Source organism: Polaribacter glomeratus, assembly GCF_002954665.1.
In the GTDB taxonomy this organism is placed as follows: domain Bacteria; phylum Bacteroidota; class Bacteroidia; order Flavobacteriales; family Flavobacteriaceae; genus Polaribacter; species Polaribacter glomeratus.
On record NZ_MSCM01000002.1, the window covers coordinates 1,468,831 to 1,491,845 of the forward strand.

The 23,015-nt window shown below is 30.3% G+C and carries 20 protein-coding genes, 1 tRNA gene and 1 pseudogene; 13 read left to right on the forward strand and 9 right to left on the reverse strand.

Annotated features, from left to right (window positions below; genetic code table 11):
* Positions 1-23 precede the first annotated feature (23 nt).
* Genes BTO16_RS16485 through BTO16_RS16495 form a run of 3 tightly spaced genes read left to right on the forward strand, consistent with a single transcriptional unit; the run spans position 24 to position 1,909 of the window.
* On the forward strand, positions 24-647 hold the full coding sequence (locus tag BTO16_RS16485; RefSeq protein WP_105022738.1) for a peptidylprolyl isomerase: 624 nt from the start codon (positions 24-26) through the stop codon (positions 645-647).
* A gap of 23 nt (positions 648-670) precedes the next feature.
* A complete protein-coding gene (locus BTO16_RS16490) occupies positions 671-1,246 on the forward strand; it encodes a hypothetical protein (RefSeq protein WP_105022739.1) in 576 nt (191 codons plus the stop codon).
* Between the two features lie 3 nt (positions 1,247-1,249).
* Positions 1,250-1,909 carry a DUF2490 domain-containing protein gene (locus tag BTO16_RS16495; protein ID WP_105022740.1) on the forward strand — a complete coding sequence of 220 codons (660 nt, stop codon included), beginning with the start codon at positions 1,250-1,252 and terminating at the stop codon, positions 1,907-1,909.
* 77 nt (positions 1,910-1,986) lie between these two features.
* Here BTO16_RS16495 and BTO16_RS16500 read toward each other — a convergent pair whose 3' ends face one another.
* The 3 genes from BTO16_RS16500 to BTO16_RS16510 form a co-directional block, all read right to left on the reverse strand.
* A complete protein-coding gene (locus BTO16_RS16500; RefSeq protein WP_105022741.1) occupies positions 1,987-3,162 on the reverse strand; it encodes an OmpA family protein in 1,176 nt (391 codons plus the stop codon).
* Between the two features lie 169 nt (positions 3,163-3,331).
* Positions 3,332-5,515 (reverse strand): S9 family peptidase, encoded by a 2,184-nt coding sequence (locus BTO16_RS16505; RefSeq protein ID WP_105022742.1) that lies wholly within the window; start codon positions 5,513-5,515, stop codon positions 3,332-3,334.
* A gap of 22 nt (positions 5,516-5,537) precedes the next feature.
* On the reverse strand, positions 5,538-6,926 hold the full coding sequence (locus BTO16_RS16510) for a dipeptidase (RefSeq protein WP_105022743.1): 1,389 nt from the start codon (positions 6,924-6,926) through the stop codon (positions 5,538-5,540).
* Between the two features lie 93 nt (positions 6,927-7,019).
* Here BTO16_RS16510 and BTO16_RS16515 point away from each other — a divergent pair.
* Positions 7,020-7,101: transfer RNA gene (locus BTO16_RS16515), tRNA-Leu, on the forward strand.
* 69 nt (positions 7,102-7,170) lie between these two features.
* Complete coding sequence (locus BTO16_RS16520) at positions 7,171-8,151, forward strand: NADPH:quinone oxidoreductase family protein (RefSeq protein WP_105022744.1); 981 nt, start codon at positions 7,171-7,173, stop codon at positions 8,149-8,151.
* On the opposite strand, the gene BTO16_RS16525 is transcribed toward BTO16_RS16520, so the two are convergent.
* From BTO16_RS16525 to BTO16_RS16535, 3 genes are all read right to left on the reverse strand, one after another.
* Positions 8,146-8,952: a DNA/RNA non-specific endonuclease gene (locus BTO16_RS16525; protein WP_105022745.1), complete on the reverse strand. Its 807-nt coding sequence runs from the start codon at positions 8,950-8,952 to the stop codon at positions 8,146-8,148. The genes BTO16_RS16520 and BTO16_RS16525 overlap by 6 nt on opposite strands.
* Positions 8,953-8,954: 2 nt before the next feature.
* Entirely contained in the window at positions 8,955-9,398 is a 444-nt protein-coding gene (locus tag BTO16_RS16530; protein WP_105022746.1) for an acyl-CoA thioesterase, read from the reverse strand.
* A 68-nt stretch (positions 9,399-9,466) separates the two neighbouring features.
* The gene (locus BTO16_RS16535) at positions 9,467-11,605 is read right to left on the reverse strand and encodes a carboxy terminal-processing peptidase (protein ID WP_105022747.1); all 2,139 of its coding nucleotides are present in this window, start codon (positions 11,603-11,605) and stop codon (positions 9,467-9,469) included.
* 230 nt (positions 11,606-11,835) lie between these two features.
* Between BTO16_RS16535 and surE the strand changes: the two genes are divergently transcribed.
* The 5 genes from surE (at position 11,836) to BTO16_RS16560 (ending at position 16,645) form a co-directional block, all read left to right on the forward strand.
* Complete coding sequence (gene surE / locus BTO16_RS16540; RefSeq protein ID WP_105022748.1) at positions 11,836-12,606, forward strand: 5'/3'-nucleotidase SurE; 771 nt, start codon at positions 11,836-11,838, stop codon at positions 12,604-12,606.
* A complete protein-coding gene (locus BTO16_RS16545) occupies positions 12,594-12,881 on the forward strand; it encodes a hypothetical protein (protein ID WP_105022749.1) in 288 nt (95 codons plus the stop codon). The genes surE and BTO16_RS16545 overlap by 13 nt, the downstream gene beginning before the upstream one ends.
* A 109-nt stretch (positions 12,882-12,990) precedes the next feature.
* The gene (gene lpxB / locus BTO16_RS16550) at positions 12,991-14,103 is read left to right on the forward strand and encodes a lipid-A-disaccharide synthase (protein ID WP_105022952.1); all 1,113 of its coding nucleotides are present in this window, start codon (positions 12,991-12,993) and stop codon (positions 14,101-14,103) included.
* A gap of 6 nt (positions 14,104-14,109) precedes the next feature.
* Positions 14,110-14,589 carry a C40 family peptidase gene (locus tag BTO16_RS16555; RefSeq protein ID WP_105022750.1) on the forward strand — a complete coding sequence of 160 codons (480 nt, stop codon included), beginning with the start codon at positions 14,110-14,112 and terminating at the stop codon, positions 14,587-14,589.
* A 34-nt stretch (positions 14,590-14,623) separates the two neighbouring features.
* Positions 14,624-16,645, forward strand: a complete 2,022-nt coding sequence (locus BTO16_RS16560) for a ComEC/Rec2 family competence protein (RefSeq protein ID WP_105022751.1) — start codon at positions 14,624-14,626, stop codon at positions 16,643-16,645.
* 1 nt (position 16,646) lies between these two features.
* Here the strand turns inward: BTO16_RS16560 and BTO16_RS16565 are convergent, their stop codons facing one another.
* The 3 genes from BTO16_RS16565 to BTO16_RS16575 all read right to left on the reverse strand — a co-directional run bounded on the left by BTO16_RS16565 (position 16,647) and on the right by BTO16_RS16575 (position 20,041).
* A complete protein-coding gene (locus BTO16_RS16565; protein WP_105022752.1) occupies positions 16,647-17,192 on the reverse strand; it encodes a thioredoxin family protein in 546 nt (181 codons plus the stop codon).
* A 114-nt stretch (positions 17,193-17,306) separates the two neighbouring features.
* Complete coding sequence (locus BTO16_RS16570) at positions 17,307-18,845, reverse strand: peptide MFS transporter (protein WP_105022753.1); 1,539 nt, start codon at positions 18,843-18,845, stop codon at positions 17,307-17,309.
* Between the two features lie 398 nt (positions 18,846-19,243).
* On the reverse strand, positions 19,244-20,041 hold the full coding sequence (locus BTO16_RS16575; RefSeq protein ID WP_105022754.1) for a prohibitin family protein: 798 nt from the start codon (positions 20,039-20,041) through the stop codon (positions 19,244-19,246).
* A 279-nt stretch (positions 20,042-20,320) separates the two neighbouring features.
* Here BTO16_RS16575 and BTO16_RS16580 point away from each other — a divergent pair.
* The 3 genes and pseudogenes from BTO16_RS16580 to BTO16_RS16585 form a co-directional block, all read left to right on the forward strand.
* Positions 20,321-21,589: pseudogene (locus BTO16_RS16580) on the forward strand (hydroxymethylglutaryl-CoA reductase, degradative); the annotation flags it as partial.
* A gap of 24 nt (positions 21,590-21,613) precedes the next feature.
* A complete protein-coding gene (locus tag BTO16_RS18065) occupies positions 21,614-22,054 on the forward strand; it encodes a DinB family protein (protein WP_407675523.1) in 441 nt (146 codons plus the stop codon).
* On the forward strand, positions 22,054-22,992 hold the full coding sequence (locus BTO16_RS16585) for a GYDIA family GHMP kinase (RefSeq protein WP_105022756.1): 939 nt from the start codon (positions 22,054-22,056) through the stop codon (positions 22,990-22,992). The genes BTO16_RS18065 and BTO16_RS16585 overlap by 1 nt, the downstream gene beginning before the upstream one ends.
* The last annotated feature ends 23 nt before the right edge of the window (positions 22,993-23,015 follow it).

A 23,015-nucleotide genomic window follows, 5' to 3' on the forward strand; every position in this document is an offset into this window, starting at 1 on the left:
TTGATGCAGGAAAAAAAATTAGTATGAAAAAAATAATTCTAGTTGTAAGTGTCATTTTACTTAGCGCTTGTGCTACAAGTAAATTTAAAGAAAAATGGCTAAAAGAGCAGTCGCCAAATACATTTAAAGCAAGATTTGAAACTACACAGGGTAATTTTGATATCGTTGCAAGAAGACTTTGGTCTCCAAACGGTGTTGATAGATTATACCAAATGATACAGCATAAGTACTATACGGATGTAGCTATTTTTAGGGTTGTACCAAAATTTGTAGCTCAATTCGGAATTCATAACGATTCTTTAATCAACCACAGTTGGGAAAAAGGAATTGCCGATGAGCCTGTGTTAGCTAAAAATGATTCCATGACAATTTCATTTGCTAGGGGTGGAGTTAATTCAAGATCAAATCAGATTTTCATCAATTTAAAAGATAATAAAAGGTTAGATACTTTGGCTTATTCTGGGGTAACTGGTTTTCCTGTGGTAGCAAAAGTAATTGCTGGTCAAGAAAATGTATTGAAGTTTTATAATGGTTACGGTGATAAATTAGGTTTTAAACAAGATTCTATTACCAAATTTGGCAACAAGTTTTTAAGAGAGAAATTCCCAAAAGTAGATTATATTATAAAGGCATATATTATAAAGTAGCAATACTCTAAAAATGAACTATTATGAATAAATTTAAAATACTGATATTACTTTCTATATTCCATTTTTCACTTTTTGCCCAACAAAAATTCGAGAAAGAATACAGAATTAAATCAAACGAGGTTCCTGTTAAATCTTTGCAAGTTATTAAAATGTGGAATTTTAAAAAGAAGGTAAAATGGTATGCAGAAGAAAGTAATGATGGCAAAACTTTTGAAGCGAAGGTGGGTTATAAAAAGCATAGATATAGCATCGAGTTTTCTGAACAAGGTGAAATTTTAGATGTAGAGAAAACGGTCAAATTTACTGATCTATCGAAAGAAATTCAGCAAAAAATTAAACAAAATTTATCAAGAAGGTTTGTAAAATATAAAATTAAAAAAGTACAAATTCAATATTTAGGTACTGAAACAGCTATTTTTAATGAAGTATTTAGACTAGAAAAATTGAGCAACAGTGTAAAAATTAATTTTGAGATTATTTTAAAAGCAAAGAAAGAAAACACGTATGCTTTGTATGAAATTTTAGTTGATGATAATGGTGATGTACTAAAAGAATTAAAGTTTAAACAAGAGAGTTCCTTGAATTTAGAGTTTTAAAACATGAAAAATATCTTTCCTTTTTTATTAATTATTTTTTGTGTTTCTAAAGTAATTTGTCAATCTAATTTTGATGCTGGTTTTTTACCCAAAATAGTGCTTTCTAATAAAGTTTCTGATAAAATTAATTGGGTGAATAGTATAGAATCTAGAGCAATAGTTTACGACGACAATTATCAGTTTTCCCATAATTTAGTTGATGTTTCATCTATTTTATCACTAAAAACAAATTTGAATCAATCTTTTAATTTTGGATACATTATACGTTTTAGAAATGAAGAAATAATTCATAGAACCTTTCAGCACTATAATTTTGTGTATCAGTTTTCATCCTTAAAAATAGGGCACAGATTCGCTTTTGAGCAATTTTATCAACCAAAGAAACAGACTACTTTTAGAACCCGCTACAGGGTTAGTTTAGAGAAGCCACTAAATGGAGAAAGGGTAGATGTTAAAGAATTTTATATAAAACTTGGTAATGAATATTTGTATGATTTTAAAACCAATGATTTAGAAATTAGAGTAACACCAAATCTTGGTTTTAAGGCTTCTAAAAGAGATAAAATAGAATTTGGTTTAGATTATAGATTGGGCCGGTTTATAGAAAACGCCACTAAAAATAATCTTTGGTTTAGAACCACTTGGTATATTTCTATCGATTAAAACCTTTAGGAAATATGCATAAAAAAGCCATCAAAAAAATATTTTTTTGATGGCTTTCAAATTATTATAAATAAAAATTATTTAATTTTAAAAGTAACTTTTCTTGCAAATTGTCTTGCTTTTGTTGTAACACTTGTATCTTCTCCACCACCAGAAAAAGAAAGTCTATTTGGATCAATACCAGCAGCAACTAAAACTTCAAAAACACTTTTTGCTCTGTTTTCTGAAAGTTGTAAATTTTTGTCTTCGTTACCCGTTTCATCAGCATAACCAATTAAAAGTGCGTTAACACTTGGGTTATCATTCATAAATTGTTTTAGGTAGTTTACAGAATTTAAAGAACCTTGCTGAATCGTTGTTTCGTTGGTATTAAAATATACATTTATGTATCCACTATTTAATAATTCTCTAATAAAATCTACATTAGACGAAGTAATAGTGTTTGCGTATTTATTTTCTTCACCTTTTCTAACATATCGAGTATCTAGTTCTGTCATTAATTTGGTGTTATCAGTATCAGAATTTTTAACCATTAAACCAGCCAATACATTCTCTGCAGTATTTAAACGAGTTTTAATGTCTTCTAAATCGTTGATAATAGTAACATCTTCATTTTGAAGAAAATCTGCATTTTGTTTCTGCTTTCCTAATGAAATATTTACACCAATTGATGTATTAAAAATACTTGCATTAATTTCTCTAGCTCTAGTATTAGCAGCTCCATCAAAAGTGAAATCTTGATAATCATGAAATATGGCAGATGCGTCTAAAAATAATGAAATACGATTAGATAATTTAAATTGTGGTGTAAAACCAACAATCATGTTAAGAATCGGCTCACCAGTTCCGTTATCTATAGGCGTTATTGTTCTTAAATTAGACATACCAAGACCTCCATGAAATAGAAGATTAAATCTACTTGTCCAGCTACTAAAATTTAAAACATTTCCAGCATTTACGACTCCTTCAAGAGACGTTCTGTAATAGTTAGATTTAAAAGGTAAGCTATTTTTACCTTCTTTAAACTCATTGTAACCTACATCTAGACGTAAACCAAATTTCTCATTAAACATATATCTTACTCCAAGACTAGCTTGCCCTAAGCTTAACGCGTCAGTTTTATAACCCGGTGAAAGCGGATTTATAATTTCTGTTACTCCAGCGCCTATGTCTAAAGACCATTTGTTATATTCTTGTGCATTTACTGAAATCGTGAAGCAACATATAAGCGCTCCTAAAAATATTTTTTTCATAACTAATTATTTATTTTAATTTATCCCAAGGCAAATTTATGATTTTTTTTTTAAAATGGATAAATTATTATATCATCTGTGTATATTTTAAGTTTAAAGGCTTTTTTAAAACGTTAACTATTTATTAGTTTTTTAATCAAAAAAAAACCTCTTAAAGAGGTTTTTAATATTATTTAAGTAAAAACTCTTTTGGAGGTTTTGCATTTAAAAGATGAGTTACAAAGTAATCCCAGCGTTTACGCGTCATATAATTTCTCATATCTCCATAACCGTGTCTTTTATTAGGAAACATAATCATATCAAAATCTTTATTCGCTTTTATCAAAGCTTCCACGACTAGCATCGTGTTTGATGGCGGCACATTGTCATCTACAGAACCATGCGTAATAAGCAGTTTCCCTTTTAAATCTTTGGCAATTAATTGATTTGCTTGATTATCGTAATTAGTTGTTCCATCTGCTTTTCCTTCTATATTTCCATCAACTAAAAGACCTTGCCATTTTTCTCCCCAATCTGCTTCATAATTTCTATTATCATGATTTCCTGAACCCGAAACCGCAACATCATAAAATTCTGGATACACAAACAAAGCTCTTGTAGAAGCAAATCCTCCACCAGAATGACCCCAAATACCAACATTTTCAAGATCCATTCCCTTATATGTTTCGGCTAATTGTTTAATTGCAGTAATATTATCTGGCAAACCATTATCGCCCATATTGCCATAATAGGCGTCATGAAAAGACTTAGAACGCATTGGTGTTCCCATTGCATCAACGGCAACAACAATAAAACCTAGCTCAGAAACTGCCTGAAAATCTCTTCTTACCGCACTAAAGTTGTAATTACCAACACTACCAGATTGTGGTCCTGGATAAATGTAGTTTAAAACAGGATATTTTTTGCTTTCATTATAATGACTTGGTAAAAATAATAAACCGTAAACAGCTGTTTTGTTGTCTCTAGCTTTTGTAGAAAACTCAACGGGTTCTTGCCAGTTTTTTGCCTTTAAATCAGTAATATCTGCAGTTTCTAAATCCATTATTTTTTCGCCACTTCCATTTCTTACAACTGAAATAGGAGGATTTGTGATTGTAGAATATGTGTCTACAATTGTTGAGTAATCACTAGAAAAAGTAGCAGTATGCGTTCCTTTACTTGGCGTTAGGTTGATAAGATTTGATCCGTCAAAATTTACTTTGTAGTAATAATTATGATATGGGTTTCCTTTTTCCTTTCCGCCAGCTTTAAAATAGATTTGTCTATTTTGTTGATCAATATTTACAGTTTCTTTTACAAGCCAATCTCCTGTAGTAATTTGATTTTTCAACTCTTTTGTCGTTAAATCATACAAATAAAGATGGCCCCAATTACTTTTTTCTGAATACCAAATAAATTCATTAGAATCAAATAAAACGCTCCAGTTTTCTGAATCTACACCAGATTCATAATAAGTTGCAACTTCTTCTTTATGAATTGATTCAACAGCGCCAGTAGTTGCATCTGCAATTTGTAAATGGGCTATTTTATGATCTCTTGAACCAGAAACAAATGCAAATTTTGTACCTTCTTTATTCCATTGAGCATCTAACAAAACACTATTTTCACCTGCAATATGGTCTGTAGTAGATCCTCTTTGAAAATCCTTATCCATTTTTAAACGAACCGTTTTAGGGTTGTTTCCTACATGAATAATTACTCTTTCGATGGTGAAAATTATTTTATCACCAGGAAGTGGGTGTTTCCAGGCCTCTAATGTTGGATGACCAACATTTGTAGAAGTTAAATACATCATACCAACTCCGCGAGCATCTTGCTGAAAAGTAGCAATTTTATCAGAATCTGGAGACCATTTTAACACAGCGCCATCACTTTTTGTCCAACCAGCGTTATTCGTTGCATAGCCAAAATCTTGGACTCCGTCAAAAGTAAGTTGTGTTTTTTTATCGGTTTCTAAATCACGAACCCAAAGATTGTAAGTATCTATATATGCTGCTAATTTTCCGTTTGGAGAAACACTTTCATTTTTTAATACTTTTTCTGACTTATTTGATGTGTTTTCTACTAATTTTTCAGGATCTAAAACCGCTTTTTTAGTTTTTGAAACTGCATCAACCATGAAATATTTCTTGCCAACTTTCGTATTTGCAGAATAGGTGAAATTAGTAGCATCCGTAAAAGTAATTTCAGAAACTTGATTGTAGACCAAGTCGTTCAAACCGCTGTTCATTTGCGCCGCAGCAGCTTCATATTCTGCAGTTGTAAATTCTTTTTGTTCTTTCGTCTTTGAACAAGAAACAAAAAAAGTACCAATGCATAAAAATGCAATAAGTTTTATATACGTTGTTTTCATAAAGGGATTCTTTAATTTATTTTTACTTTGATAAGGCTGTAAAATATTGATAAAAATAAGGAATTGTTTCTATTCCTTTTAGATAATTCCAAACGCCAAAATGTTCATTTGGGGAGTGAATTGCATCAGAATCTAAACCAAAGCCCATTAATATAGTTTTACTTTTCAATTCTTTTTCGAATAAGGCAACTATTGGAATACTACCACCGCTTCTTTGCGGAATAGGTGTTTTTCCAAAAGAAGTTTCATAGGCTTTACTTGCCGCTTTATATTCAATAGTATCAATTGGCGTAACATAACCTTGCCCACCATGGTGCGGTTTTACAAGTACTTTTACGGATGCCGGAGCGATACTTTCAAAATGTTTTTTAAACAATTCAGTGATTTCTCTCCAATCTTGATTAGGCACTAATCGCATAGAAATTTTTGCAAACGCCGAACTTGCAATTACTGTTTTTGCGCCTTCACCCATGTAACCACCCCAAATGCCGTTTACATCTAAAGTTGGTCTAATTGAATTACGTTCGTTGGTAGAATAGCCTTTTTCGCCATAAACTTCATCAATTTTTAAAGCATCTTTATATTTATCCAAAGAAAAAGGAGCTTTTGCCATTTCTGCTCTTTCTTCGGATGATAAATCTTCTACATTATCATAAAAACCGGGAATGGTGATGTGATTATTTTCATCATGTAATGAAGCAATCATTTTAGTTAAAATATTGATAGGATTTGCAACTGCGCCGCCATATAAGCCAGAATGTAAATCTCTATTTGGTCCGGTAACTTCTACTTCTACATAACTTAAGCCGCGTAAACCAGTTGTTATTGAAGGAATGTCGTTTGCAATCATGCCTGTATCAGAAATTAAAATTACATCATTTGCTAATTTTTCTCTGTTTCTAGGAACAAACCAAGCCAAACTTTCTGAGCCAACTTCTTCTTCACCTTCAATCATAAATTTTACATTACAAGGTAAATTTCCTGTGGATGTCATGTATTCCAATGCTTTAACGTGCATAAACATTTGGCCTTTATCATCACAAGCACCTCTTGCAAAAATGGCTCCTTCCGGATGAATTTCCGTTTTTTTAATAACGGGTTCAAAAGGAGGAGAAGTCCATAAATTGATAGGATCTGCTGGTTGCACGTCATAATGACCGTAAACTAAAACGGTTGGCAAGTTTTTGTCGATAATTTTTTCACCGTAAATAATGGGATATCCCGGAGTTTCGCACAGTTCAACTTTGTCGCAACCTGCTTTTTTAAGGCTGTCTAAAACAAAATCCGCAGTTCGTAAAACGTCTTTCTTGTAGGCAGAATCTGCACTTACAGAAGGGATTTTAAGCAACTCGATTAATTCATTTAAAAATCGGTCTTTGTTGTCTTTTATGTAGGTTTTAATCGTATTCATTTATATGTTTTTTTATTTCTTTCCCAAAAGTAGAAAAATAATAATGAACTGCTTTGTAGTTTCCGATGTTTGTTTATATTTGCACTCCAAATCGCAGGCGTGGTGGAATTGGTAGACACGCTAGACTTAGGATCTAGTGCCGCGAGGTGTGAGAGTTCGAGTCTCTCCGCCTGTACAAAAAGCTTCTCATCTAGAGAAGCTTTTTTAGTTTTTAAAATTATATATTTGATAAAAAGCGTAATTTATGAAAGCAATTGTATGCAACAAGTTTGGAACGCCTGATACATTAGAATATCAAGAGATATCGGCACCATCTCCAAAAGAAGGACAGCTTTTAATGACGGTAAAAGCATGTAGTGTTAATTTTCCTGATACTTTAATTATTCAAGGTAAATATCAATTTAGACCAGAATTTCCTTTTTCACCGGGAAGCGATGTGGCAGGTATTATAGAAGAAGTAGGCGAAAATGTAAAACACTTTAAAGTAGGGGATGAGGTTGTAGGTTTTATTCCTTTTGGGGGTTTTGCAGAAAAAGCAATAGTAAAAGCAAAAGACTGTTTCCCAAAACCTAGAGGAATGTCTATGGTAAATGCTTCTGCATTTTTGTTGGCTTATGGCACATCTTATCACGCTTTAAAAGACAGAGCAAATTTACAAAAAGGAGAAACAGTTTTAATTTTAGGTGCTTCCGGTGGCGTTGGTTTAACTGCTTTAGAATTGGCAAAATTAATGGGCGCAAAAGTAATTGCAGCAGCATCAACAGATGAAAAATTAGCATTATGCAAACAATTTGGAGCAGATGAAGTAATCAATTATACAAAAGAAAGTTTAAAAGATCGTGTTAAAGAAATTACCAATGGAAAAGGTGTAGACGTAATTTACGATCCTGTTGGAGGGCATTATTCTGAGTTGGCTTTAAGAGCAATTGCTTGGAAAGGAAGACATTTAGTAATTGGTTTTGCAAATGGCGAAATCCCTAAAATACCAATTAATTTAACGTTGTTAAAAGGTGCAAGTATTGTAGGTGTTTTTTGGGGAGCATTTGCACAAAATCAGCCAAAAGAAAGTCTAGAAAATATTAAAGAATTATTAACTTGGTTCGCAAAAGGCGATTTAAAACCTCATATTGATAAGACATATTCACTGCAAAATGCACCAAAAGCTTTAGAAGCTATGATGCAAAGAAAAACAAAAGGGAAAATTGTAATTGATATGGAATTATAAGGATTTAAAACTCCAATTTTTATAATTGCTTGATTTTTCTAGTTTATTTTCTAAATCATCAGGTAGATTAGGAAAAAAATCAATACCTGTTAATTGCTCAATTTCATCAATAGAAACGACAAACTCCTGTAAAGGTTGGTTGCTGTTTTTGTGCGGAATTAAAAATGCAATTGTTTTAATTTCTGGAGCTGTATAATCTAGCAATATTTTATAAAACTGATTTGGAACAGCTACTTTTTCTGAGCCAATAGTTCTTAAATTATCTACTAAAACTCCGCCAGAAATTACATAGATACGATTGTATTTCTTTGCCCAATAACGCGTTTGTTGTTCAAGTTCATTCCAGATTCCTGCATTAAAACCATGATTTTGAGGCGTAATATTTGAAGTGTAAAAAGTTTCGTTATAACTTTCTTCGGATGCTCTTCTATCTGCCGCAGGACATAAGTGACCTTTGTCGTATCCAGATTTCTTATAGTTTCGCCAATCGGCAGATTTTGTTTTTATTTTTGGATCTTCAATAAAATAAGGGCGTTTTCTATTGGTATAAACAATTTCATTTTTTTCTAAAGAATATGCAACCCATTCTGCCTGTTCGTGTTTTTCTGAATAAGATAAATTATATCCTTCGTGATTAATTATAACACCGGTTGTAGATGTTGGTAAATAATTAAATCCGTCATTTATAAAGTGTTCAGATGTATCCGTTTTATCCGAAGAAAAGCTTTCTTTTTTATCTTGATATAAATAATAGGATAGCACAATTATTAATAGAATTGCAGAAATTATTCTTTTCTTCATACTTATTTTTTAAGCGGAATTACCTCAAAAGCATCTGTTTTTGTAGCGTTTAAAAATAATTTTTGAGCCTCAATTGGTGGCACAATTAATTTTCTTTTTGTTAAATCGATCCAAGCGCCATATACTTTTATTACTGCGGATAATTTTCCTGCTTCATTAAAAACTTCATGAACTAGTTTCCAGCGTTCGTTGTTTTCTGATAATCCAGAGAGTTTAATATTTACAGAAATATTTTCGCCAATATGAATCTCTTTTCTAAAAGATGTTTCTTCTGTAAACAAAATAGGACCAATATTGTGTTTGATAAATTCAGTCATAGAAAAATTTTGCTCGCTAAAATAACGAACTCTTACTTCTGCTGCATATTCATTATATGCCGTGTGGCGCATGTGTCTGTTTGGATCAAAATCAGACCATTTTGTGGCAAATGTTACTTTAAAACTCATATGGTAAAAGTAAAAAACCTGATACGTATTTGAAACATATCAGGCTCTTAATATTTAAAATTTTAGCTTTAATTTTTTATCATGGTAGATTTATCTCTCAACTTTAACTCGCTAATAACATTTAAAGCTTCAGAAATATACATGTCTTTTGATAAATTTTTGTGCCAAGCAATTCTTTTGTCTGCTAAACTATTATCTGCTTTTAATAAAGTTTGCTCATATTTTGGTGATGTAAAAGTTAAATCTGATTTGTAATCGAAAACAGATTTAAATTTTTTAGCTTCTATTTCTTTCGTTTCGCTTTCTTGAAAGAACTTTTTATAATTTAAAGAGTACGAAGTTTCATCTTGGTTTTTCTTTAACCATTTTGCATATTCATTTATTAGTTGAAAGTTTGAACTTGCAGAGATTCTTTGTTTACTATTATAAATTACATCTGCAAAATTTGAATACGAATTTGTTTTTGTATATTTTGCTTGTGGCACTTTATCCCAAGGCAAAGCACCATCTAAATCACGCTCACCAAACTTCATGTAACTAAATCTACTTGGCATTGCAATATCCGAATAGACACCTTCTATTTGGGTTGATCCACCATTTACTCTATAGAATTTTTGAATCGTCATTTTTAGGTAACCTAAATCAGTTTCGTACTTTGGATAAAATTGATTAATTGGTAAAATATTTTGTACTGTTCCTTTACCATACGTTTGATTTCCTCCTAAAATAATAGCTCTTTTATAATCTTGCATTGCTGCTGCAAAAATTTCTGAAGCAGATGCAGAAAATTCATTTACCAAAACAACTACAGAACCTTCCCATTGAGTTTTTGGGTCTATGTCATTTTTTACTACCGGATTTTCTCCTCTATATTTTACTTGTACAATAGGACCTTGATCTATAAATAAACCAGATATTTCAATAGCAGTTTTTAAAGAACCACCGCCATTATTTCTTAAATCGACAATTAAACCTGCAACATTTTCTGCTTTTAATCGTTCAATTTCTTTTTCCATGTCTTTTGCAGAATCTCTTGAGTTTTTGTCTTCAAAATCGATGTAAAAACTTGGCAAATCTATAATTGCATATTTTTTACCATCTTTTTCTACAATACTAGATTTTACATACGTTTCGTCTAGTTCAACTACATCTCTAATTATAGAAATAACTTTAATAGAGCCGTCTAATTTTTTCTTTACCGTTAATTTAACTTCAGTTCCTTTTTTACCTTTAATAAATTTTATAGCATCATCTAAACGCATACCAACAATATCTAAAGGTTCTTCATCGCCTTGTGCAACTTTTAAGATAATATCTTCAGGCTCAAGATCTCCTTGTTTTGATGCAGGGCCTCCAGCAACCAATTCAAAAACATGCGTGTAAATTCCTTTTTTCTGCAAACGAGCTCCAATTCCTTCTAATTTACCAGATATATCTTGATCAAATTTTTCTTTAATATTAGGAGACATGTAAGTTGTATGAGGATCAAAAGCACCAACAACCGAGTTTAAAAAAGTAGAAAACCAATCATCACTTTCTAATTCTTCTATTCTTACATACAATTCATCCATGTTTTTTAGAACTTCTGCTCTGGCTTCTTTTTCTAAAGTTGCAAAAGATTTTACTTTAAAATTTTTATCTTTTTTAACTTTTTCTTCTTGAAGCTGAGTTTGCTCTTGTATTCTACCTAAAGTTTGCAATTTCAACTGCTTTCTCCAATAATCCATTAATTGGCTATCGTTTTTTGCAAACGGGACTTTTTCATAATCGATATCTATAGTTTCGTCTTTAGAGAAATCAAAAGGTTGCTTCAGCAAAGAACCATAATAAGATTTTGCTTTCTTCATTTCGGATAAAAAACGATTGTAAACTAAGTTGTAAAAACTTAAATCATCTCTTAATAATTGATTGTCAATTTGGTATTTGTATTTAGAAAAGTCTTTTAAATCCTCTTGTGTAAAATATCTTTTACTTGGGTCTAAACCATCAATAAAAGACTTGTAAACCACTTCAGAAAAATCATCATTTAAATCTTTGGCTACAAAGTGACCACGTGTTAAAATATTTTTTAAAACATAAATTAAAACTTTATCTTTTTCTGGATCTGGTTTAGAAAAATTATTTTTTTCTGATGCATTTATTACAAAACTATTAATTAATAGGGTAATTGCTAAAAGTATTGTGCTAAACTTAAATTTCGTTTTCATAAATCTACGATCGTTTTAATTATTTCTTATTTCAAACTACTAAAATAGTGCCAAAAACTTGGACTTTATAATTTTTACATAAAAATAGACTTTTTTATTCTTTACAAAATGTTAAAAAGAATATTGTTTAAAATAAATTATATTTGCTTTAAAGAAATAAAAATCGAGTGTTCATCGTTTCGTTTTATTTTTAAAATAGCATTTAACTTTGAACCTTAAACTTATAAAGTATGCAAGAAAGACCTTTAATTTTAATAACAAATGATGACGGAATTACCGCGCCAGGTATAAGAGCACTTATTAAAATAATGAATAAAATAGGAGAAGTTGTAGTGGTTGCTCCAGATAGTCCACAAAGCGGCATGGGGCACGCAATTACGGTTGATAATGTGTTAACATGCAACCCAATAACTATTGATGATGGTCCGCAATTAGAATATACGTGTTCTGGAACGCCTGCCGATTGTGTTAAAATGGCAATTAGCGAAATTTTGAATAAAAAACCAGACTTATGTGTTTCTGGGATCAATCACGGGGCTAATTCTTCTATAAATGTAATTTACTCAGGAACTATGAGTGCTGCAATTGAAGCTGGTATAGAAGGCGTACCCGCAATTGGGTTTTCGTTATTAGATTTTAAATGGCATGCAGATTTTAAACCAGCTGAAGAATTTATAAAAAGTATTACATTAAATACCTTATCAAATGGTTTACCAGAAGGAATTGTATTAAACGTAAATATCCCTAGTTTAAAAGCGGATGAAATAAAAGGTGTTAAAATTTGTAGACAAGCAAACGGAGTTTGGAAAGAAATTTTTGATAAACGAAAAAGTCCTTTCGGAAAAGAATATTATTGGCTTTCTGGCGAATTTATCAACAAAGATAAAGGGCAAGACACAGATGTGTATGCTTTAGAAAACGGATATGTTTCAATAGTACCTGTTCAGTTTGATTTAACTGCGCATCATATGATTCAAAAATTAAACTCTTGGGAACTGTAAAAAAAGATATTCTTATTGGTGTATTAATTTCTCTTTTTGCAACAGCTGCAGGAGTTTTTTTGTACATAGAATATTTTTCGAAATATAGTTTTAATAACACGTTAATAATGATTCAAGAAGGTGGTTTGATCGGTAAAATAATATCTTTAGCAGCAATTCCTAACTTATTTGTTTTCTTTATTTTTATCAAAAAAAACCAAGACAACAAAGCAAAAGGTGTTTTGTTTGCTACAATTTTAATTGCGTTAGCCACATTAATTTTAAAAATTATTTAAAAAAAAATTGTTTTTATGACAGTGAAAATTGTTTTTTTACAAAAAATTAATTTAGATAAATCAATGTTCAAGTGTGGTCTATGTAAAAGCAATATTAAACGTTAAGTCTATGAAGTATTATATAATTGCAGGAGAAGCTTCAGGAGATTTACATGGTTCTAATTTAATGAAAGAATTGTACAAAGAAGATGTACAAGCAGCTATTCGTTTTTGGGGTGGAGATTTAATGCAAAATGTTGGCGGCACTTTGGTAAGTCATTATAAAGAAAGAGCTTTTATGGGTTTTTTCGAAGTTTTAAAAAACCTTTCAAAGGTGCTAGGTTTTATGAAGTTTTGTAAAAAAGACATCGCGCAGTTTAAACCAGATGTGTTAATATTTATAGATAATTCGGGTTTTAATTTACGCATTGCAAAATGGGCAAAACAGCAAGGTTTTAAAACCAATTATTATATTTCTCCACAAGTTTGGGCAAGCAGAGCGGGCAGAATAAAAGACATTAAAAGAGATATAGACAAAATGTTCGTAATTCTTCCTTTTGAAAAAGAATTTTATAAAAAATACAATTTCGAGGTTTCTTTTGTTGGCCATCCTTTAATTGATGCCATTGCAGATAGAAATCAAACTGGTATTTTTAAATTTAGAGAAGAACATAATTTAGGAACAAAGCCAATAATTGCGCTATTACCAGGAAGTAGAAAGCAAGAAATCACAAAAATGCTTTCTGTAATGCTGTCTTTGGTTGATGATTTTAAAGAATATGAATTTGTAATTGCAGGAGCACCAAGTCAAGATTTTTCTTTTTATCAGCAAATAATTGGCGACAGAAAAGTTAGTTTTATCAACAACAAAACATACGATTTGTTAAGTATCTCATTTGCAGCTTTAGTTGCCTCAGGAACAGCTACTTTAGAAACAGCTTTATTTAAAGTACCACAGGTAGTTTGTTATAAAGGTGGTACAATTTCGTATCAAATTGCAAAAAGAATTATCACTTTAAAATTTATTTCTTTGGTAAATTTAATTATGGACAAAGAAGTTGTGATAGAATTAATACAAAATAATTTTACAAAAGAAAAATTAGTAGTAGAATTGCGCAAAATTTTAGATCCTGAAAAGCGCGAAAAATTATTTTTAGAATATTTTGAGTTAGAGAAAATTTTAGGAGGTAAAGGAGCATCAAAAAAAGTAGCAAAAACGATATACGAAAATGTTAAAAATTAAATTACAATGAAAAAAATAAGCTTTATCTGTTTAATATTCTTGTTTATACTAAGTTCTTGCGGAACGGTAAGTTCTTTAATTATAGCTCCTAATAAGGAAATTTCTATAACAGATAGAGTTGTTTACAATGCCTTGCAATTTGAAGGTGTAAAATACAGAAGAGGTGGTGTAACTACAGATGGTTTCGATTGCTCTGGCCTTGTTTACACGTCTTTTATTAAAGAAAATATTTTGTTACCAAGACAATCAAGGTACATGGCAAATCAAGGTATTGAAGTTGCATTAAATCAGGCTAAAAAAGGAGATTTATTGTTTTTTATTACCGGGCGAAAAAGTAAAAGTATTAACCACGTAGGCCTTGTTGTTTCTACAGATGATAAAATAATTAACTTTATACACTCTACAAATGGTAGAGGTGTTATTATTTCTAGTTTATCAGAAAAATACTGGAAAAACGCTTTTTTAAAAGCTACAAAAGTTTTATAGCATTTTAAAAATATTTTTGTAACTTTAGTTCGCTATGAAAAAGTTACTTAACTATTTACCTTTCCACTTTGTGGGATTTCTTATCCTCGGAATTTATTTTCAATTCTTTTATCAATTGTGGCAATTTGGTTTTCTTTATTTAATAACATTTAATGCACTTATCTTATTTTTTTTATTAGTTGTAAGTAACAAGAAAATAATTACTATTTTATGCTTCTTTCTTTTCTTTTTTATAGGTATTTCAAGTACTTATTTTAATAATGATTCAAATTACAGCAACTATTATCAACGTCATTTAAAAGAAACCTCTTCTCTAGTTTTAACGATTAATAAAGTTTTAAAAGCTGGCTTTTATCATGATAAATATGAAGTTGAAATTAAACAAGTAGGAAATGTAAGAACTAGAGGAAAAGTATTATTAAATATCCTAAAAGATAGCACTATACCTTCTTTAAAAGTAGACGAGTTGTTCTCTATAAATTCAAGTTTTCAGGAATTAAATCCACCCTTAAATCCGCATCAATTTAATTACAAAACGTATTTAGAAAAACAAGGAATTTATCAGCAGTTATTTTTAGAAAATAAACAAATAAAAAGAATCGGTTTTCAAGGTTTTTCTTTGGTAGGGATATCAGCAAAGTTTAGAGATCAAATACAAGAATCACTTAAAGCACACAATTTTAAAGCAGATGAATTAGCGGTTATAAATGCATTGCTGTTGGGGCAAAGACAAGATATCTCTAAAGAATTAATTGCCGATTATTCAAGAGCAGGTGCAGTTCATATTTTAGCTGTATCAGGCTTACATGTTGGTATTATTCTATTGATTTTATCATGGATTTTTAAACCTTTAGAAAGGCTAAAAAAAGGAAAATTTATCAAAACAATTTTAGTAGTGCTATTTCTTTGGATGTTTGCCTTTATTGCTGGTCTCTCTGCTTCGGTGGTTCGTGCCGTAACAATGTTTACTTTTTTAGCAATCGGTTTGTCTTTTCAAAGAAAAAATATCATTGAATTTTCATTGATTTCGTCCATGTTTTTCTTGTTAGTTTTTAAACCTATGTTTTTGTTTGATGTTGGCTTTCAGCTAAGCTATTTAGCTGTATTTGGTATTATTTGGGTTCAACCAAGATTGTATACAATTTACAAACCAAGATTTAAATTAGTTGATAAATTTTGGCAATTAATAACGGTTTCTTTTGCTGCTCAAATAGGAATTTTACCGCTCAGTTTATTTTATTTCCATCAATTTCCAAGTTTGTTTTGGTTGTCAAATTTGATTATTATCCCTTTTTTAGGAGCTATTTTAATAGGCGGCATTATAATTATCTTTTTTTCTCTACTTGGTGTTTTACCTCAAATTTTAGCAACACTCTACGGATTTGTAATTTCATCAATGAATAACTTTGTAGGTTGGATTTCTATGCAAGAACAATTTTTATGGAAAGAGATTTCAATGTCTTTTTTGTGGATGATTTCTTTGTACTTGCTTATTGCTTTAGGAACTCGTTTTTTGATAGATACATCTGCTAAAAAATTGATTTATTTTTTAATTTCAATTGTAATTATACAAAGCATTTTTGTTTTTGAAACCCATCAAAAGAAAATAAAAGAAGAGTTTATTGTTTTTCATAAAAGTAGAAATTCTATAATTGGCATTAGAACATTAGGGAAGTTGATTGTGCATCATGATATAGATAGTTCTATAATTCAAAAATCCAATTTTATAACTTCTTATAGAATAGCAGAAAATGTAGATCAGACGTTTATCAAACATATTCCTGCTGTTTTTGAATATAAAAAAGAGCAAATTTTAATTATTGACAGTTTAGGTGTTTATCCTTTTAAAGGTGTGAAAAAACCAATAGTAGTGTTGCAATATTCTCCTAAAATAAATTTAGAAAGATTGATTAAAACAATACACCCAAAACAAATTATTGCTGATGGAAATAATTATAAAAGTTACGTGAAAAAATGGCGAGTTATTTGTGAAAAGCAAAAAACTCCATTTTATTACACAGGAAAAAATGGAGCTTTTATTTATGATAAAGAATAAATTAACTTTTGAACGCTGGCTTAAAAGCTTTTTGATATTCATTAAATTTTTCTTGACTTGTTAATTCAATATGCTTGTCATCGACCAACATTTTTAGATAAAACTCTAGTTGTTGAGGACCATAGAAACCTTTTAAAGGAATTACAAAATCGCCTGTTTCGTTTAAAAAAGCAATTGTAGGATATGCATTTATACCCATGTAATTAGCAAATTCGTGAGAACTATTTCTTTTGTTTGCCTTAGTTGCATCATAACTAGGATTGCCAAACGAATCTCCTTTATAATTGACAGGTTCATTACCCTCGCCATTAAATTTTACAGCATAATAATGTTTGTTAACATACGCTACAACATCTTTATTATGAAAAGTTTCCTTGTCTAAAAGTTTACAAGGGCCACACCAATTAGTGTAAATATCCATCATAATTTTTTTAGGATTTTCTTTTTGAAGCGCTAATGCTTTATTTAAAGGCATCCAATTTATTTCTTGCGATGTTGCTTTTAAGTTAAAAGCTAAAATGGTTATAAGTAAAATTATTTTTTTCATAATTATAAGTTGTCAAATGATGTGCCAAATTTACAATAAAAAGATTTTTTAAATATTTTAAAACAAAAAAACCTCATAAACTATAATTTATGAGGTTTTATTTGTTGTTATTTTTTAGTGCACATTACCTAATAATTTTTTCATTAATGGCGATAATACTAATACAATTACACCTGCACCAATAGCATATAAAGAAATTAAGTGAAAACCGTCTGTGTAAATACTTAATGTTTCTAAGCCGCCAACATTAGCGTTTGTACTTTCTACGGATAATTGTTTACCTATAAAGCCTACTATTTGAAATGCATAAGCAGAGGACAAAAACCAAATACCCATCATAAAAGCAACAATATTTTTTGGTGATAAATCTGTTATTTTTGATAAACCAACCGGAGACATAAACAACTCTCCAATAGATATAACTAGGTACATAATAAATAAATAAGCAAAAGGAACCATTCCGTTCTCATCTGCACTTGCGCCACTAATAGAAAGAATATAGAAACTTGCACCCGCTAAAAGTAACCCTAAACCAAATTTATAAGGAGTTCTTGGATTCATCTTATTTTTAGATAAATATCCCCATAACAAAGATATAGGAATTGCTAAAATTATGATAAACATAGAATTTAGTGAATTTGTTTGGGCTGCTGTCATAATTCCGCCTAAATCAACATTTCTTGATGCAAATAAGGTAATTACACTTCCTGATAATTCATGGAAACCCCAGAATAATGTCATAAAAAAGGTAATTAAAATAGCCATAATCAATTTTTTACGTTGTTCAAGATCTACACCTGCCAATATTTTAATTAAGTAAATAGCAATTCCAACTCCTATTAATAGAAATATAATCCCAACAATATTTTTTTCTCCAATTAAAAAAGTGTCGTCTGTAGTTATAGATTTGTACGAAGCTAGAATAAAAGCAATTACTGGTACACAAAGAGATGCAACTATGGGTATGAAGGTTTTTTGCGGAATTCCAACAATTTTCTTTTCATACACTTCCTTGTTTGGCGGTAAACCTTTATCACCAAAAACATTTTTTTTAATTCCGCTCCAAAAGAAAATTAGACCAGCTAACATTCCTATTCCTGCCAAACCAAAACCATAATGATAGCCATATTTTACAGCTAACCATCCACATAATAGTGGGGCAATCCAGCCTCCAATATTAATTCCCATATAGAAAATAGTAAAACCAGAATCTTTTCTTACATCACCATCTTTATATAAAGAGCCTACAAAAGTTGAAATGTTAGGTTTAAAAAACCCATTTCCAACAATAATAAAAGCCAATGCTAAGAAAAATGCAATGTCATTTTCAATAGCTAAAACAAAATGCCCAATAGCCATTAAAATTCCACCGAAAAAGATAGAACTACGCATTCCTAAGATTTTATCAGAAATTTGACCACCAATAACGGTAGATGCATACACTAAAGAACCATAAGAAGCATATACAGCAGCAGTTGCAAAATCTCTATTAGACAAAGATTTAAAAATTTCTTCTACCATGTAAAGCGTTAATAACGCTCTCATTCCGTAGAAACTAAAACGTTCCCAAAGTTCTGCAAAGAACAAGTAAAATAATCCTTTTGGATGACCGAACAACTGTTGCTCTTCTGTAGAAATAATCGATTTTGACATATATGTATCCTTTATTTTTGGTTGTTAGTTTTTATTAAATATTCATCTATAAAATTAGTCTTTTTTACAAACAAATTCAAATGCGTATTTTTTTCTTTTTATGATTTATTGGAGTTTAATATAGAATCTTAAACAGATTAAATTTTAAGCGCAATTTTTTTTGTTAAAAAAAATGTGCCATTTAGATATTAAATTCATAAAACTTTGCCAAGTTTACGGAAAAATTTACAAAAAAGAGCTTTAAAAAACGGATTCTATTACAATCTTAGTAAAATAGTTCATTAGTTTTTTTGATATCAAAAAGCTAAAGTTGGTTTATTGAGCAAAAAAAATCTCGATAAATTAATTATTTATCGAGATTTAACCGTCTTTATTGAAACTTATTTTTTGTTAGTCTCTTATTTATTTGATTCTGTTTCATTAGAGTCGCCAACAATTAATGGTGTTTTACCATCTGTAATTATAACTTTTGCATTTGCAGATCTTGCTAATTCTCTAAAAGCTTCAATTGCTTTAATTCTTATAATTCCGCTTGTTAAACCTTCCGCAATAATAAGTTGTGCGTCTCTTTCTCCTTTTGCATTTATTATTTTTCTTTGTGCTTCTAAGGTTTCTTGATCTAAAACAAAGGTCATACGCATTGCATCTTGCTCAGCTTGCAGTTTTCTTTCTATAGAGCTCGCTAAACCACTTGGTAATTGAATTCTTTTTAATAAAACAGCAATAAGTTCAATTCCGTTTGCTTGTTTTTCAATATTTACCATCATCTTGTTTAAGATTTCACTCTCAATCTTTGCTCTCATACCAGAGTGCATATCTTTTGCAAAAAATTGAGCACAAACATCCGAAGCTGCAGATCTAAAAACACTTGTAATTACAGATTCATAATCTTGACCTAAATTCTCAAGAACAGAGGCAACTTTATTTGCTTCTAATCTATATAAGATAGATATTTCTGAATTCACACTTAATCCTTCTTTACTAGGCAAACTTAAAACTAATTTTATATTGCTAGTTTTTGTAGATTCTTTTATTACCCTACTTATAAAAGGGTTGTAAACGATGGTTCCTTGTGTTTTTACTTCTTTAGCAAATTTTCCTAAAGTTTGTTTAATTCCAACTTCTCCTGGTCTTACTACGGCGCAACTTGACAGTATAAACATTCCTAATAGTGCTATTAAACTTATATTTTTCATGGTTTCTATATTTAGATTTCTTCAAAGGTAATTTATTGAATATGTAAAGAATGCCTATATATATTAAACTTAATTATGATAAACATTAAATTTTTTTATTAAAAATGCAATTTATTCATAAAAAATTAGTAATAATTTAACAAATACTAATTATTTTTTCAGTATAATTTAGTAATTTAATTTTGTTTTAAAAACCTTACTTTAAAAATCAATAAAATAAATAAAGCCAATTTTTTGAAGATTAACATATCTTTGCCTTTCTAAGAAAAAAGAACATAGATGTCTAAGATTATTTCTGGGTTTTCCAAATTTACAAAAGAAGAAAAAATTGATTGGTTAACTAAAAACTACTTTCACAATCAAACAGAAACTGTAAATATTATAAAGCAATACTGGAATATTGATACCGATTTACAAGAACTTCATGATGATTTTATAGAAAATACCATTTCTAATTTCTATATGCCTTATGGTGTTGCACCTAACTTTGTTATCAATGATAGAGAATATGTAATTCCTATGGTTGTAGAAGAAAGTTCTGTGGTTGCTGCAGCTTCTTTAGTAGCAAAGTTTTGGAGTACAAGAGGTGGTTTTAAAACAAAAGTGCTTGGTACTACAAAAATTGGTCAAGTACACTTTATGTTTGCCGGCGATAAAAAAGACTTAGAAACTTATTTTAATCAAAATAAAACAGAACTTTATGCTGCTACGGCTTCCATTACTAAAAATATGGAAAAACGTGGAGGCGGAATTCTAGCCATCAATTTGGTTGATAAAACAGATAAATTGGCCAACTATTATCAATTGCACATCACTTTTGAAACGAAAGATTCAATGGGCGCAAACTTTATCAATTCTTGTTTAGAGGCGATTGCAAAAAAGTTTGAAAATGAAACCATAGAAATTGTGATGAGTATTCTCTCTAATTTTGTTCCAGAATGTTTGGTAAGAGCAGAAGTGAGTTGTAAAATCGATGAATTAGGAGGAGAAAATCCGCAGAAATTTGCAGAGAAATTTTATCAAGCAGTAAAAATTGCAGAAATAGAACCTTATAGGGCAGTGACTCATAATAAAGGAATTATGAACGGAATTGATGCGGTCGTTCTTGCTACAGGAAACGATTTTAGAGCCATTGAAGCTGGTGCACATGCTTTTGCGTCTAGATCTGGGCAATATACAAGCTTATCTCATTGTTCTATTGATAACGGAATATTTAAATTTTGGATTGAAATTCCGCTTGCTTTAGGAACCGTAGGAGGTTTAACAGCATTGCATCCAATGGCAAAATTATCATTAGAAATGCTGCAAAAACCATCGGCAAGAACGTTGATGCAAATTACAGCAGCAGCAGGTTTAGCGCAGAATTTTGCAGCTTTAAGAGCTTTAACGACCAAAGGAATACAGCACGGGCATATGAAAATGCACTTGCAAAATATTCTAAATCAGTTTGAAGCAAACGAATCAGAAAAGGAGATAATTACCGCTTATTTTGATAAAAGAACAGTTTCACATTCTGCTGTAGTAGAAAAATTAAATTCTTTAAGAAAACCTATAATTAATTGGGTTAATTTCTTGGATGAAAATATAGTAAGAACTCATTTATCTAAATTAAACATAGCTTCTGAACCTAATTTTGGTTCTATGAATGCACAACAAATGATAGAACATGTAAGTGCAGTAACTCAAATTGCAAATGGTAATTGGGTTGTAAATACTTTTGTTTCTGATGAAAAAACGGCTCGTAGAAAACCATTTTTAAATACGGATGCAGAATTGCAAACTGGTTTTAAAGCATCTTTTTTAGCAGAAGAGCCAAATGAATTAAAATTTAATTCTATTGAAGAAGCAATTGATGATTTGGCAGATCAAGTAGCACTTTTTGTAAAAGTTTTTACAGAGGATGACAAAAGAACGGTTGTTCATCCATTTTTTGGAGAGTTAGATTTTGGCGATTGGCAAAAATTTCAAGTAAAACATTTTACGCATCATTTTAAACAATTTGGTTTGTTATAATGAACTTTTACTCAAACGGAAAATTATTATTAACAGGAGAATATTTGGTGCTAGATGGCGCTAAATCATTGGCTATCCCTACAAAATTTGGACAAGATTTAATTGTTGAAAAAATTAAAGAGTCTCAATTAATTTGGGGTAGTTTTACAGATTCTGGAGAATGTTGGTTTGAAGCTACTTTCGATATACCAAAATTACGTTTAGTTACTTGTACTTTTAATTCTGAAAAAGAAGGAAATGCAGATTTAATAGCAGAGACGTTGTTGGGGATTTTACAGGAAGCAAGAAATTTAAATCCAGCTTTTTTAACTTCGGATGAAGGTTTTGTAGTAAAAACAAAACTCACTTTTCCAAGAAATTGGGGATTAGGAAGTTCATCAACATTAATAAACTCTATTGCTGCCTGGGCAAAAGTAGATGCTTTTAAATTACTTTGGAATTCCTTTAAGGGAAGCGGTTATGATATTGCTTGTGCACAAAATGATCGTTCTATTTTTTATCAAATTAAAGATCAAGCACCAATTATTAAACAAGTAGAATTCAATCCAGCTTTTAAAGACAAGTTGTTTTTTGTACATTTAAATCAGAAGCAAGATTCTAAAGAAGCAATTGCAAAATTTAGAGAACATCTTGACTGCGCTCAATATGACATTCAAGGAAAAATAAAAAGAATTTCAGCGATTTCTGATGAGTTTTTATCAGCAAAATCAGTAGAAGAATTTGATAAATTAATAGTTGAACATGAACAGATTATTAGTTCAATTATCAAGCTAAAACCAGTAAAAGAGAAATTATTTCCAGATTATTTTGGAGAAATAAAAAGTTTAGGAGCTTGGGGTGGCGATTTTGTTTTAGTAACTGGAAATGAATCAACACAAGCATACTTTAAAAAGAAAGGATTTGAAACTATATTGACTTATAATCAAATGGTTTTATAAATACATAAAACCTTACAGGTTTT